Origin of the sequence: Streptococcus parasanguinis (assembly GCF_019929185.1) — a bacterium.
Taxonomy (GTDB): domain Bacteria; phylum Bacillota; class Bacilli; order Lactobacillales; family Streptococcaceae; genus Streptococcus; species Streptococcus parasanguinis_O.
Genome location: NZ_JAHZPC010000009.1, coordinates 27,599 through 42,175, shown reverse-complemented (window position 1 = coordinate 42,175; position 14,577 = coordinate 27,599). Strand labels below are relative to the sequence as shown.

14 protein-coding genes are annotated in these 14,577 nt (G+C 44.2%); 1 reads left to right on the top strand and 13 read right to left on the bottom strand.

Going from position 1 to position 14,577, the window contains the following annotated elements; translation table 11 throughout:
* Positions 1-350: 350 nt before the first annotated feature.
* The 12 genes from K1I56_RS06685 to K1I56_RS06630 form a co-directional block, all read right to left on the bottom strand.
* Positions 351-2,153, bottom strand: a complete 1,803-nt coding sequence (locus tag K1I56_RS06685; RefSeq protein ID WP_049472667.1) for an acyltransferase family protein — start codon at positions 2,151-2,153, stop codon at positions 351-353.
* Positions 2,143-2,547 carry an MORN repeat-containing protein gene (locus K1I56_RS06680; RefSeq protein ID WP_070586627.1) on the bottom strand — a complete coding sequence of 135 codons (405 nt, stop codon included), beginning with the start codon at positions 2,545-2,547 and terminating at the stop codon, positions 2,143-2,145. The genes K1I56_RS06685 and K1I56_RS06680 overlap by 11 nt, the downstream gene beginning before the upstream one ends.
* A gap of 28 nt (positions 2,548-2,575) precedes the next feature.
* On the bottom strand, positions 2,576-3,001 hold the full coding sequence (locus K1I56_RS06675) for a low molecular weight protein-tyrosine-phosphatase (protein ID WP_223325584.1): 426 nt from the start codon (positions 2,999-3,001) through the stop codon (positions 2,576-2,578).
* A gap of 173 nt (positions 3,002-3,174) precedes the next feature.
* The gene (locus K1I56_RS06670) at positions 3,175-3,741 is read right to left on the bottom strand and encodes a nucleotidyltransferase family protein (RefSeq protein WP_223325583.1); all 567 of its coding nucleotides are present in this window, start codon (positions 3,739-3,741) and stop codon (positions 3,175-3,177) included.
* 6 nt (positions 3,742-3,747) lie between these two features.
* Positions 3,748-4,746: a Holliday junction branch migration DNA helicase RuvB gene (gene ruvB, locus K1I56_RS06665; RefSeq protein WP_021154208.1), complete on the bottom strand. Its 999-nt coding sequence runs from the start codon at positions 4,744-4,746 to the stop codon at positions 3,748-3,750.
* Positions 4,747-5,245: 499 nt separating this feature from the next.
* Positions 5,246-6,286 carry an aldose epimerase family protein gene (locus tag K1I56_RS06660; protein ID WP_195190034.1) on the bottom strand — a complete coding sequence of 347 codons (1,041 nt, stop codon included), beginning with the start codon at positions 6,284-6,286 and terminating at the stop codon, positions 5,246-5,248.
* A gap of 81 nt (positions 6,287-6,367) precedes the next feature.
* Positions 6,368-7,537, bottom strand: coding sequence for an SIS domain-containing protein (locus K1I56_RS06655; protein ID WP_223325582.1), 1,170 nt, complete (start codon positions 7,535-7,537; stop codon positions 6,368-6,370).
* Between the two features lie 82 nt (positions 7,538-7,619).
* Positions 7,620-8,024 (bottom strand): PTS sugar transporter subunit IIA, encoded by a 405-nt coding sequence (locus K1I56_RS06650; protein ID WP_061455916.1) that lies wholly within the window; start codon positions 8,022-8,024, stop codon positions 7,620-7,622.
* A gap of 11 nt (positions 8,025-8,035) precedes the next feature.
* The gene (locus K1I56_RS06645; RefSeq protein WP_223325581.1) at positions 8,036-8,854 is read right to left on the bottom strand and encodes a PTS system mannose/fructose/sorbose family transporter subunit IID; all 819 of its coding nucleotides are present in this window, start codon (positions 8,852-8,854) and stop codon (positions 8,036-8,038) included.
* Complete coding sequence (locus K1I56_RS06640) at positions 8,841-9,755, bottom strand: PTS mannose/fructose/sorbose/N-acetylgalactosamine transporter subunit IIC (RefSeq protein ID WP_223325580.1); 915 nt, start codon at positions 9,753-9,755, stop codon at positions 8,841-8,843. The genes K1I56_RS06645 and K1I56_RS06640 overlap by 14 nt, the downstream gene beginning before the upstream one ends.
* Before the next feature lie 26 nt (positions 9,756-9,781).
* Positions 9,782-10,258: a PTS sugar transporter subunit IIB gene (locus K1I56_RS06635; RefSeq protein WP_003009322.1), complete on the bottom strand. Its 477-nt coding sequence runs from the start codon at positions 10,256-10,258 to the stop codon at positions 9,782-9,784.
* Positions 10,255-12,042, bottom strand: coding sequence for a glycoside hydrolase family 35 protein (locus K1I56_RS06630; protein ID WP_223325579.1), 1,788 nt, complete (start codon positions 12,040-12,042; stop codon positions 10,255-10,257). The genes K1I56_RS06635 and K1I56_RS06630 overlap by 4 nt, the downstream gene beginning before the upstream one ends.
* A gap of 132 nt (positions 12,043-12,174) precedes the next feature.
* On the opposite strand from K1I56_RS06630, the gene K1I56_RS06625 reads away from it, so the two are divergent.
* A complete protein-coding gene (locus K1I56_RS06625) occupies positions 12,175-12,891 on the top strand; it encodes a GntR family transcriptional regulator (protein WP_223325578.1) in 717 nt (238 codons plus the stop codon).
* A 338-nt stretch (positions 12,892-13,229) separates the two neighbouring features.
* Here K1I56_RS06625 and purB read toward each other — a convergent pair whose 3' ends face one another.
* Positions 13,230-14,528: an adenylosuccinate lyase gene (gene purB / locus K1I56_RS06620; protein WP_061604446.1), complete on the bottom strand. Its 1,299-nt coding sequence runs from the start codon at positions 14,526-14,528 to the stop codon at positions 13,230-13,232.
* Between the last annotated feature and the right edge of the window lie 49 nt (positions 14,529-14,577).

The window sequence follows — 14,577 nt, the reverse complement described above, 5'->3', positions numbered from 1 at the left end:
ATGTTTTCGGAAATTTTCAAGAATAGTGTAAGAAATTTCGATTTGTTAATTATTTCACAATATAATTGTACTCTATTTTGAGATTTTTGTAAACACTTCCAAGCAACTTTCACAAAGAATTTTTCGAAGTTTGTGAAAACTTTATCAATCTTATTGCTGTGAAAGCAATTCTTTAGCAAAATTGTGAAGAAATAATTAAAAAATTTTTTTCTTCACAAAGTGATATTTTCAATTGATTTTTGTAAGCGTTTTCTTAATCTTACTAAAAAAAGCAGCTTTTTACAAGTAAAAAGTTGCTTTTTGTTTTATTTTGTTAGGATTTGTTTTGTTTCAGTTTCAGAGAAGCATTGTTACTTCTTGACCGGACCCTTTTCGGCCTTATCAAGGGCTTCTTTGACTGTTTGAGCATAGAGTTCCCCACCATTGGTTTCCATATTGAAGTGAACAGAGTCTGTTCCCACCCAAATGTTTGGATTTTCAATTGCTACTTGGTACCAGTCCGCAATGGTGATAAAGTCGTATTTCTTAGCTAGTTCCAACTCATAAAGACGCGTTTGAACCGATTCACTGGACTGATCGTTGGCATAGCGCCCATCATATGGTGTCACAAGGATCAAGCGACGGCCTTTTGGAAGTTTCTCAACATACTGATCCAGCAATTCTTTATAGTTGCTTACAGTATTGGTTCCTAGGGCAATGACCACATTTTTTAGGAGAACTTTATTGGAGATATCGGTCTCAAAGACCTTCATTCCATTTTCCAACTGACGGCTCACCACTGCATCGATCTGGATGCCCGGGATCGCTTTAGTTAGGTAGTCCTGCGCTCGCAAGTTAACCGAATCACCGATCATGGTCACACCATTTGAGACGTTATAGTCTGTTGCAGTCGCATTATCCACCTGCGTCCGTGTGACCTGCATTTTGCTGTCTGCTTGATTGAGCCCACTCACTACCAAACTCTCATCGAAAGCTCCGACGGTTGGTGCAAAGGCGGAGATTCCAACCATCAAGAGAGCCAGTGGAATCATGAGGTAAAAGATCGGCTTGGTCAAAAAGCTGAGATCCATCTTCATACCAAAGACACGAGGTTCCTTGCCTGCAATAGTTGGCTCCAAAATATAGAAGGACAGAGCCGTTAGAATCAAGGAAACGATCGTCGTCACAAGGGCTGCCATCATATTTCCCAAATGTTGAGAGAAGATGATAAAGAAAGGCCAGTGGAAAAGATAGACACCATAACTGGTATCTGCCAAGAAATTGAGGATGGCTGGTTCTTTTTTATCTGGCGTCTTTTCATGGAGAATGCGGGCCGACAGAATCATGGCACAAGCTGCGATTGTCGCTGCTAAAAAGCCAAATAGATAGGTCCACAAGCTATCAAATGGTAAGAAAAGACTGAGCACGAACAAGAAGGCAAAGCTTCCACCTAAGACCGATAAGGTCTTTTTCATGCTCCAAGACTGCACCAGCTTTGTAAAGTTCGGGCTGACATTGGCAATCCCTGTCACCGTTGCTAGACACGATCCCGCAAAGAAGGGGAAGATGTGAGTGAAGCTAGAAAAATAGATGGTGGAGAAATTAGCTGTCAGAAAGGCACGGATGAACATGGACAAGAAGGTGAAGAGAAAGAGCCCGCTGGATGCCAGGAAGAGCATACCTCGGTATTTCCCAACAGTCTTAGCCCGCTTAGCCAAGAACCATGCCAAAAGTGCCCAGAGCACATAGTAATGCACTTCTAGGGCCAAACTCCAGGTATGAAGGAAGAGATGTGGAATGAAGTTACTTTCGTAACTACCACCCGTTGCCATCTCAAAGAAATTGGTCACAAAACCGAAGACCGCCGCAATCTGAGTCCCAATACCAGCCACGTAGTCCCGTTGGACCATAAAGGTAAAGGGCATCACGACCAAGACCATAAAGACAAGGGGTGGTACGATCCGGTAAAAGCGCCGTTTCAAGAATGCCAGGTAGTCGATTCCTTGCTTGCGCGCAAATTCATCGATCAAGAGCGCTGTAATCAAAAATCCTGAGAAGGTAAAGAAAATATCTACCCCAATGAAGCCTCCAGGAAAGGCTTTTTGGAAGAAATGGTAAAGCAATACCAATAAGAGTCCTGTAACACGGACTAGTGAAAACCATTTAATGCGCATTTTGATAAATCCCCTGCTTGAATGTTCCTTTGTATACGACGTTGGCTTCTGTGGTTAAGGTGCCTTTGCCCTCCGGCTGGCCGTTAACAAACTGCCCTTCATAGGTCCAACCATCCTTGGACTTAAACTTACCATAGCCGCTAAAAGAGCCGTTGACGAGGTTACCTGTATAGGTATCCCCATTTTTAAAGGTGACGGTTCCCTTGCCATTCATCTTGCCACGGACCAAACTTCCGTCGTAACGGATCGCCCCCTTATCCAAGGTCAAAACACCCTGACCTGGAATGGCTGAAAGGAAAACCAGCAAAGCAGATAGAATAATCACGACTAATGCTGCTATTTCTAAATTTTTTCGTGTCAGATAGACCTTATAGGTCTCATAAAATTCTTTCATATTCTGTATTCTCTCACATATCAAACTCTTAAGAAGTTGCTAACTGATCTAACCAAGCCTTACAGCCGCTCAGGACTCTGGAATAGGTCTCCTCAAAATCACCGGTATACCACGGATCTGGCACACTTTCAGCAGCAAAAAGATGAATCTTATGCTCTGTACCCGCAGGAGCCATTTGCTTCAGATCTGCTACATTGTTTTCGTCCATCCCTAGGATCAAATCAAAGTTGTAAAAATCCTCTTCCTTGATCTGTAAGGACGTCTTGGCTGGATCATAAGGGACTTGGTGTTGTTGAAAGATTTTCTGGGTTCCCTGATGGATGGGATTGCCATGTTCCCAGCTCGAGGTGGCCCGACTTTCAATCTCATACTGATCCGTCAAGTCCTTCATGACAAACTCCGCCATGGGGCTCCGACAAATATTTCCTAAGCAGACAAAGACGATTTTTTTCATGATTCCACCTAACTCCTTGTTCGGACTGCCCAACCTAGCTGAGCTCTTGGTTTTCCACTATGGAAAACCAGCATACTATTACCATTATAACAAAAATGTGACAGAAAGATGACAAAGTGGCTCCATCATTTTAAAGAAAAATCAGATTCCTTTTTCAAATCTGATCTGTTTCTCTATTTTGGAAAACGAACCTCTAATGGAGGCCATTTACTCTGCCAATTTTTCTTTTTCATCCGCTCTGTATAAACCGCTAAACGCTCTGGACTGGCTAAAAAATGCGGAGTTGGCTGAACGATGAAGTCTTCGATATCCTTTGTCCCATAAGGGAGAAAGAGCTCTAGCTGACCATCTTTCCTTAAGCGAACTGCAAGAGCTGTACACTGCTCGGGGTATTTGGAAACCGCATCACAGGCACTGCGATAAGGAGCCGTCCCAGGACTATGCTGGTGCATATAGACTTGATTCTTCACTTCCCAAGCGTACTGGGGATAGGTCTTCTTTAATTCCTGCTCGATCTGCAGAGTCTCCTCATAACTGATCGCAGGGTCATAAAAGACCAGATCCATATCGGTTGTCGCGTCAAACCCTGGTTTTCCAGAGAGCTGGTTCCAGATGAAATTGCGCACCGCACCCGCTGCTAACCAGGCATCTGCCAAGTTGAGATCCCGAATAATAGCCAAGACTTTCATCATCTCCGGATCCGCTTTGATCTGTTCTACTAATGTTTCTTCCGTCAGCATCTTCTTCTAGTCTCCATTGTAGGGATAACCCAGGTGTTCATAAGCCTTGCGGGTCGCCACGCGCCCTGTCCGAGTCCGCATGATAAAGCCTTTTTGAATCAAGTAAGGCTCATACATATCTTCTACGGTCTCCCTCTCTTCGGCAATATTGACCGATAGAGTCCCAAGCCCGACCGGGCCACCGCCGTACATTTCAATCATGGTGCGCAGGATCTTTTGATCGACATAGTCCAGTCCTTCATGGTCCACATCTAGCATAGAGAGGGCCTTGTCGGTAATGGTATCGTCAATCAAGCCATCGCCCATGATCTGAGCAAAATCGCGCACCCGCTTCAGCAATCGGTTGGCAATCCGAGGAGTCCCCCGACTACGAAGAGAAAGCTCTTCGGCAGCCTCGTGGGTAATTTCCATCTCAAAGATCTCGGCGGTCCGCTCGACAATCTCTGTCAAATCATCTTGTTCATAGTATTCCATGTGCCCCGTAATTCCAAAGCGAGCACGCAAGGGATTGGACAGCATACCCGCTCGAGTCGTCGCCCCAATCAGAGTGAAAGGAGGAAGGTCCAGATGGACACTCCGGCTGCTCTCCCCAGCGCCAATCATAATGTCGATGTAAAAATCTTCCATGGCGCTGTAAAGCACTTCTTCGACTGACATAGGAAGACGGTGGATCTCATCGATAAAGAGGACATCCCCCGGTTCTAGATCATTGAGGATAGCTACCAAGTCACCGGCCTTTTCAATGACAGGACCAGAAGTCTGCTTGAGATTGACGCCCAGTTCATTAGCGATGACAAAGGCCATGGTGGTTTTCCCAAGCCCCGGAGGGCCAAAAAGAAGGACATGATCCAGCGCTTCATCCCGAAGCTTAGCCGCCTCAATAAAGATTTTCAGCTGGTCCTTGACCTTATCTTGACCAATATATTCATGTAAATATTGCGGGCGCAGCGTCCGTTCAACGGCCTCTTCATCGCCCATGATTTCATTGTCTAAAATTCTACTCATACAGTCTATTATAGCAAAAAATGATACCTTCGGTACTATAAATAGAATGTGTTTTTTAAAGATCCTGGTTCTCACTTGCGTTCGAACTGCGTCAACGTACCTAAGCTCACTAACGTTTGTAAAAAATAAGGAACGTAGTTTTCACTCCGCTCAAACTGCATCAATGTACCTAAGCTCACTAACGTTTGTAAAAAATAAGGAACGTAGTTTTCGCTTCGCTCAAACTGCATCAATATCTCTAAATTCGGTTGAACTCTCTGAGTTCACCTCATTAAGAGATATAGAAAAGCCACCGGTTTTGGTGGCTCTTATAGGGAGATTATTATGAAAAAGTTTTAGGAGTTTTATCATTCAAAGTTAGGAGGTCTTTGATGATGGTATTAGTATACGATAGGAAGCTTAAACTTTCCTTATAGTTTTTCTAAAAAATTTTTTTCGAGAAAAAGAGGATGTCCCAAGCAAGGATTTCACATTCTTGTTTGGGTCACCCCTTTCCTCCTTATTTCTTAGCGATGGCATGGTAGCTAGTCTTGCTGGTGAAGACTTGACCTGCTCTCAAGATGACCTTTTCAGCCTGATCACTGTGAATGGCATCTGGCACTGTTTGGAATTCTAGAGCCAAGCCATTGTGCTGCACCATTGGTTGGCCTTGCAGATGAACCGTTTCGTCTACGAAATTGGCTGAATATACCACCAAGGCTGGGGCTTCTGACTTGAAGGTCAAGAAACGTCCAGATGGCTGATGGTAAAGAAAGCCAGCATTTTCATGCCCTTCTGGAAGAGCAAATGGATGGTCTAATCCTTCTACCAGGCGGATTTGCGGATCAGAGTCCTTAAAAAGATCCTCCAAGAGCATGGCTTGGTAGAGATGCTGGACAACCGGACTTTCTCTATCCACGGTCTGAAGAGGAACACCGTCTGGATGGATAGGGTAAAGCCCTTGATGGTTGATCTGAAAGACATGGTCATTGATCGGCTGGGTGAAGTTCCCAGATAGGTTGAAATAGCTGTGGTTGGTCGGGTTGACCAAGGTATCTTGATCCGTTTCTACCCGATAGGCAATCTCAAGTTCACCATCTTCCGTCAAACCATAGGTTACCCAGATCTTGAGATTTCCAGGGAAACCGCCGGTACCATCTGCACGCTCTGTATACAGAGTGATTTCCTGATCCGTTACCGACTCAACGCTAAACAAGGCACTGTCCCAGCCCGTCGGTCCACTGTGGTTGCAGTTAGCACCGTTATTAGCTTCCAAATGATAGGTCTCTCCATTAAGTTCAAAACTTGCCCCTGCAATCCGGCCTGCTACCGGGCCAATACTAGCCCCATATTTAGGGCTATTGCCCACATAGTCCTCAAAGCGATCAAAGCCTAGAATAATATTCGTAAACTGATCTTCTTTATCCGGTGTCACATATTCTAAAATCGTCGCCCCATAGGTCATGACAGATAATTGGTAGCCCTTATCATTTTCGAGGCGATAAGCCCGAACCTCTTGATTCTGCCATTCCCCAAACACGCTTTCTTGATACTGTTTCACAAACCTTCTCCTCTCACTGTTTTTCTCCATCGTATCAGTTTCACAAGAAGAAACACTCCACTTTTTATAGAAAATTAGTGGCTATTCTTTATGAAATGGATGGATGATTACCCCTTGAACAACCCGATTGACGGTACCAGTCGGTGAAGGTGTGTCTGGGCGATTTTGCACCTTGAGCGAAGTCAAGAGAGAAATCAATTGACCATAGATAATGTATGGGAAGGCACGGTAGATATCTAATGAGTCTGCAGAAGCTTCTACTAACACTTCTCGTACATGCTCGATCCCTGCAGCTTGATTGGTCAAGAGGACGACCTGACGGGCAATCTGATCCCCTGCAACTTCTCGAACCAAGTCCAGATCATACTGTCGGGTATAAGGATCAATGGATCCAAAGACCAAGACGAGTGTCTGATCATTGATGAGGGATTTCGGTCCATGACGGAAGCCGACAGGACTCTCGTACATGGTCGCGATTTTTCCTGCAGTCAATTCCAAAATCTTGAGCTGGGCTTCATGGGCTAGCCCAAAGAAAGGCCCCGCTCCTAGATAGATCACGCGCTCAAAGTCTAGATCGACCACTTCCTTGACCTCGCGATCTTTCTCCAAGACCTGCTCTGACAGATGAATCAATTCTTCTACCCGTTTTTCTTTGGTTTTTTCCTCACTTGGATCAAAGACCAAGAGAGCTGTCAGGAGCATAGAGGTAAAGCTCGAAGTCATGGCAAAGCCAGCATCATTGGTTTCTTTTGGTTGGAGAAGCAAAAGGTTGCGCTCATCTCCGTGGGCATGCTGGGCCAGTTTTCCTTCTTCCGCACAAGTAATGGTAATCTGATAGAGTTCATCGACCAAGTCTTGAGCTAACTCAACTGTCGCAACACTTTCAGGCGAGTTGCCACTTCGTGCAAAGGAAACCAAGACAGTCACCACTTCTTTTTTGAAATAGGTTTGTGGATGCGCCACGATATCGGTCGTCGCAATGGATTGGAAATTCCAATGCCGTTCATCGTGCACTTCCTGCAAGTAAGGAACCAAAGTATCCCCCACATATGCTGAGGTCCCAGCCCCTGTCAGGATGACCTTGATATAGGCATGCTCTTGGCCAATCTTATCTAAGAAAGCTTTTATTTCCGCTTGTCTTTCTTGGTACAAGCGAGCCGTTTCCTTCCAAACTGCTGGTTGTTGGTAGATCTCACGTGTTGTGATCTCTGCCCCTAGCTCCTGCAAGTCTTCTTTTGTATAGTCTAACATAGAAACTGTTGTTCCTTTCTACAATCTAACATTGATAAATGGGAAAGGAGCCTGAGATGATACTCCCAGACTCCCTACCAACCTACTCATCTTCATCATCATCAAGGTTTGACAAGAGGTCATTGACCTTGACAATACTTTCTTTTGCACGTTCAGGGTAGTCCCCTTCGCTACCAGTCAGACTGCTATTGATGAATTCGATAACCATCGGAAGATTCATCCCTGCGTATAAGTCAATCGCACGTCCTTCAAGGATCAAGCGGCTCACAGTGTTGCAAGGAGTCCCTCCTAATAGATCTGCAAATACAATATAGTCTTCTAGACCTTGAACTGTTGCTTCAAATTTAGCAGTAAAGTCTTCTGGCCCTTCTTCTGGTAAAAGTGCAACTGTATGAATGTTGTCTTGTGGTCCCATAATCATTTCTGTACTGGCTTTGAGCTCTTCACAGAAGCGACCATGACTGACCAATACTAGGTGTTTTGCCATACCTTACTCCATTATGCCATTCCAAAGAAGAAGTGGCCAAATGCTGAGAATGCGATTGCTGCAAGGATGATGAGCAAGATAGCTTTTGTAGAGTTCATACCCTTACGTCCAAGCAACCAGTAGATTACACCTGTGATGATAGCTGGTACCAAACGCGGGAAGATAAGGTTGAGCATATCTTGAATTTCAATCGCTTTGTCCCCAATGTGTGGAGTCCAAGAAACTTCAACACCAATCATGCTAGCAATCAAGGCACCAACCATGAAGATACCCAGAACGGCAGCTGCATCGATCAAAGCTGTCAAGGTACTTTGCATGTTGTTGATGAGGTTAACCCCTTCTTTATAGGCAAATTCCAATTGTTTCCAACGGAAAATGTCATAAGCAACTGCCACAGCGATCCACAAGAAGATACCGGCTGGGTTTCCTGCAACAGCCAAAGTTGCTGCGATTGAACCCATAATAGCTGGTACCAATGATCCAAAGATTGAGTCTCCAAGAGGAGCGAATGGTCCCATGAGACCTGTCTTGATCCCGTTCACCGCATCTTTTGATTTGACACCATCTTTTTCTTCCAAAGCAAGGTCAAAACCAGTGATAAGGGTGTGGAAGAATGGTGAAGTATTGAAGAATTGCGTATGCAATTTCATCATTTCTTTCAATTCTGGAGTGCCATCACCATACATTTTACGCAACTGAGGTAAAAGCATATAAAGGTAACCAGAAGCCTGCATCCGTTCGTAGTTCCAACCCAATTGGAAGGTGAAGAGGCTACGTTTATTGATTTGTTTAAAATCTTCTTTTGTTAGTTTGTAATTAGAATTCGTCATCTTCAATTTCCCCGCTTTCTGATTCAGTTACTGGAGCAGCTACGACTGTACGTTGACTGTTTTTGAAGTGTTGTACTGCAAGGAAGATACCGATGATGGCAACCCCAATCATAGATACACTCTTGAAGTTGTTAACAAAAGTAATAGCTTGTTCTTTTGGAAGTTTAGCGAACACTTCAGAACCAACAATGCTAGACACTGCAGCACCAAGGCTTTGAACATTGCTATAAAGCACTGTCAACATTGCTGTTAAGCCAAAGCCAAGTGCTAAGTAGTGAAGGTTACGACGAACAGGAAGGTAACGAAGCAAGATCGCAAATCCAAGACCTGGAAGCATTTGACCTGCAAGTTTCAGACCGTTTGCCAACCATTGTACATTAGCAAGACCTGTAACAACAGTTTCTACGAAAGATCCACCAAAAGCAAGAGCGAAGAAGACCGGAAGGGCACGAGAAAGAGCCCAAGGAATCGCTCCAAGAAGGTAGTTGCGTTCGATACCTTTGTAGTCAAAGCGGTCGATTGCAGCATCTACACGGTGAGCGAAGTAAGTTGTAGTCATACGACCAAGAATATCAAAGTAGGTCAACAAAGTTGCTACTGGCACAGCGATTGTAGCAATAGCAATCTCTGGATCAATCCCTTTCGCTACTGAGAAGGCAGTCGCAAGAACGGCACCAGAAGTGGCGTCAATACGAGAAGCACCACCGAAAGTACCAACACCGAGCACTGTCAATTGAAGAGAAGCTCCGATAAATAGACCTGTCTTTAAATCTCCCATAACAAGTCCTGTAATGAAACCAGCAAAGACTGGTGATCCTGCTGATGAAACAATCGTCAACTCATCACAGATTTGATAAGCTGAGTACAAAGTAAGTAGTAAAATTTGCCACCATTGTATCATGACAATTTCCTCCTAAAAATTTTCTTTTACTTTAATAACTTCATAAAGTCTTCTGCAGTGTCGTTTGGCACCATCTGAGACGTAATCTTTACACCTTTTTCGTGGATCTTGTTGAAATCTTCCACATCCGCGTCCACCACATTGATCGAGCGGGTAATCGCGCGTGTCTCATCAGATTGAGACATATTGCCGACATTCAGCGTTTCAAGCTGAACGCCTGCTTCGATCAAACGAAGGAAACGATCAGGTTTACGAGCTACGATAAAGAGTCGTTGGCTATCATATTTTCCAGCCAAGATATTTTCCGCAGCCTTTGCGACTGGCAAGATACTGAGCTTAACACCAGGTGGTGTCGCTAGTTTCAAGCCACTTTTTTCAATATCATTTTGAGCGACTTCATCATCGATCACCATGATACGTGAAACATTTAGTTTGGTAGTCCAAAGATTGGCTACCTGCCCGTGGATCAAACGTCCATCGATACGGCATCCTACAATAGTCATAAGTTTTCCCCCTTTACTTCTTTGAATGTAGGTTGTTGAACAAGTTCAAGTGTCTCTTGGTAACGCCCTTCTGTCTCAAAGACGATCAGGCTATTGGCTCCTTCTTTGAGGAAACCATGAGGCACGTAAAGTGAAGTGGTCGGTCCGACCTCCCAGAAGCGGCCAAGGTTGTGGCCGTTGACAAAGACGACCCCTTTCCCAAATCCTGTCATATCCAGATAAGTGTCAAGGGTGTGGTCCAGCTGAAAATCATATCGGTAAAATGCTGGAGCACCTGCCTGCCATTCCTTTGAAAAATCGAGCTGACTGAGATCTTGTAAATCCAGTGGGTACTGCTTCCAATGAAGGTGGAAATGCAAATCCACACAGACACCTGTGCGAATGCCCTTGTGCTGGCTATCAGCTAAGAGCTTGTGCCCATAGTTGACACGGCCCATATTCTCAAGCAAGATTTTTAAATTCGTAACCGCTTTCTTTTTTCCTTTGATAAAAAGATCTTCACCGATCTCTGTTTGGTATTGTGTTGCTACATGTTGATCATCTAGGTAAATCTGTACCCGATCCCGACCATCAATGATACGCAATTTTTCTTCTTCCGCATCCAACTCAAGGTCTGTCTCATATAGGAGATAACCTGTGGTTTGCCCCAACTCTTCCATCTTTTCGGGATAAAGGCTTGTCTCAACCTGAGCCAGATTGTCCAGATTCCCAAAAAGACTAGTCTTGGCTGCCAATTGCAAGGTTTGTTCTGGCAAACACTCTTTGATGAGTGGTTCTTGCTGTGGGTATTCTGGATAATAGGTCGCCATCATTTTTTGAATAGCATAATACTTCTCCGTCGGATTGCCCTGCTCATTGAGCAAAGCCCCATAGTCATAGGATGTCACCTGTGGCAAATCAAGCGTCCCCCGAGCTGAGCACCCATTCATGAAGCCAAAATTGGTTCCGCCATGAAACATGTAGAGATTGATGGAGCCGAGCTCCAAGACCTCATGGACAGCTTCTGCCAACTCTTCTGGCTCCCTTTGAATCACAGGTTCTTTCCAGCGGGTAAACCAGCCATCCCAGAATTCCATACACATCAAAGGCCATTTTTTGCCGTATTCGTCAAAGAATTCTTTCATTTGACCAAAGTTATAGGCTGCTTTGGAACCGAAGTTTCCCGTCACGAAGAGGTCTTCTTCAATCAGGGTTCCTGTTCTTAGCGTTGCTCGCCATGGACCATCCGATGTAAAGAGGGGACAGGTCACGCCTTTTTCCTTCATCAAATCCCGAATGGCACGAAGATAATCCTTATCCTCTCCATAAGAGCCGTACTCATTTTCCACCTGCATCATGAGGATTGGACCACCCTGATCCACTTGGTAGGGTGTCAACAAGCCAAGCAAGCGATCATAATAACGATCCACTGATTCGATAAAGGCTGGGTCAGATGAGCGGATTCGCAGGTCTTCTTCTAAGAGCCAGGCTGGTAATCCACCAAATTCCCACTCTGCACAGATAAAGGGCGACGGCCTTACAATCATGTAAAGTCCTAGGGACTGGGCTGTTTGGATGAAACGCTCTAGATCCAATCGACCACTAAAGTCAAATTCCCCTTTGCGAGGTTCATGCGCATTCCAAGGGACATAAGTCTCAACCGTGTTAAAACCCAAAGCCTTTAGATTATACAAGGAATGATACCAGTCTGCTGGGTCAATTCGGAAATAATGGATCGCTCCGGACAAAATCTTGAAGGGTTGACCTTTTAAATAGAAAGCATCGCGAATCTCAAAAACTCCCATAAACGCCCCCCTTTCTTATATGTAACCCTTTTCAGTTATTAATATAATAAATTTTTTAAAAAATGTCAACACTTTTAGAAAAAATATGTTAAAATAGGGTTAAATAAGAGAAATCTAAAGAGAGGTAGCACTATGGCAATTCCAAAGTACCAACACATCAAAGATGAATTGAAACAGCAAATTATCTCAGGAAAATTTGAAAATGGAGATAAATTTTATACTGAAGCTGAACTCATCAAAATTTATGATGTTAGCTCTATCACCGTTGTCCGTGCTTTGAACGACCTCGCTGCCGATGGCTACATTGTACGCCAGCAAGGAAAAGGGACCTTTGTTTCTCGTGCTCGAAAACACAAACTGGTTGAATTTTCAGATGTTGAAACCTTCCCAATCCAAAAGGCCAAAGTCAAAGTTCTCTCTATTAAACGCGGAAATACCTTGAGTATCCTAGACAAGCTAGGCCTCAACCCAACGCAATTTTACTATAAGATCGAACGGACACGCCAGACTGGGGATGATACCTATATCTTCCACCAAACCTATGTTCCTGAACAATACATCAATCCAAACTATCCAAATTTGGAATACTACAGCTCTATCTATGATCGCTTCAAAGAAGACTATCACATTCATATGAATGATGAGCACTTCGAAGAAATCAATGAAATCGTCTTTCCTACACCGAGCAAGGTGGCTAAAGTTTTGGAGATCGATGAAAATTTCCCAACTGTTAAACAAGTGAAGACGACCAAGTTAGAAGCTACTGGCCAAATCCTTGAATACACGGAAACCTACAAACGCGGTGACTACTACAAGATTAAATTCATCTCCTGTGACCGCGATCACTAAGAAGCAAAAAGACTGAGACAGCTCGGTCTTTTTATATGTACATTGTAACATATTGAAAACGGTTTCTAAAGACCTCTTTAAAAATATATATAATTAGTGATAGTTTAGCTATAAAAAGTTTAAAAATGAGAGTGGGACAGAAATCGGTAATTCGTTAGAATTCGATTTCGTCGTCCCTCCTCCGCACAGTTGAGTAGGGCTGTAAAAGCTGATGAAATCAGCGTAGTAGAGCCCACTCAACCACTGCGTCTTGCTCGACAATCCAAGAACAATTAAGAGGCTAGGACTTTTGTCTCAGCCTCTTTCGTCTATTTTTCAAATTCCCGTTTTTCTTGCGATTAGTCACCCAAACCGATGCGTTCAAAGATCTCATCTACCCGTTTGGTATAGTAAGTTGGGTTGAAGATTTCGTCGATTTCTTCTTGAGTGAGGCGTGAAGTCACTTCTGGATCCGCTTCAAGAAGTGGTTTGAAGTCTACTTGGTTATCCCATGATTGGGCAGTCTTCGGTTGAACAAGGTCGTAAGCTTGCTCACGCGTCATACCTTTTTCAATCAAAGTCAGCATGGCACGTTGGCTGAAGATGAGACCAAAGGTTGAATTCATGTTACGGATCATGTTTTCTGGGAAGACCGTCAAGTTCTTAACGATGTTTCCGAAACGATTGAGCATGTAGTCAATCAAGATGGTTGTGTCTGGTGCGATGATGCGCTCAGCTGATGAATGTGAGATATCCCGTTCGTGCCAAAGAGAGACATTCTCATAAGCTGTCACCATGTGCCCACGGATCACACGCGCAAGACCAGTCATGTTTTCAGAACCGATTGGGTTGCGTTTGTGAGGCATTGCTGAAGACCCTTTTTGACCTTTGGCAAAGAACTCTTCCACTTCCCGTTGTTCTGATTTTTGAAGACCACGAATTTCAGTTGCCATACGTTCGATAGATGTTGCGATGCTAGCAAGAACTGCAAAGTACTCAGCGTGAAGATCACGAGGAAGTACCTGTGTAGAGATTTCTTGAGCACGGATACCCAATTTATCGCAGACGTATTTTTCAACGAATGGTGGGATGTTGGCAAAGTTACCAACCGCACCAGAAATCTTACCAGCTTCCACGCCAGCAGCCGCATGCTCGAAACGCTCGATGTTACGTTTCATTTCGCTATACCAAGTTGCCAATTTAAGACCAAAAGTTGTCGGCTCAGCGTGCACACCATGAGTACGACCCATCATGATAGTGAACTTGTGTTCTTTCGCTTTGTCAGCGATGATGTTGAGGAAGTTTTCAAGGTCCTTGCGGATGATGTCGTTGGCTTGTTTGTATAGGTAACCATAGGCAGTATCCACCACGTCAGTAGAAGTCAAACCATAATGAACCCACTTGCGCTCTTCACCAAGCGTTTCAGAAACCGCACGTGTGAAGGCCACCACATCGTGACGTGTTTGCTGCTCGATTTCCAAAATACGGTCGATGTCAAAGTCCGCTTTTTCGCGAATTAAAGCCACATCTTCCTTAGGGATTTCTCCCAACTCAGCCCATGCTTCGTCCGCCAAGATTTCCACCTCAAGCCAAGCACGGTATTTATTTTCTTCAGTCCAAATGTTCGCCATTTCTGGGCGGCTATATCTATCAATCATGTTTAATTTTCCTTTCTTTTGATGTTTTACATCAGTTAGCAACCGACAG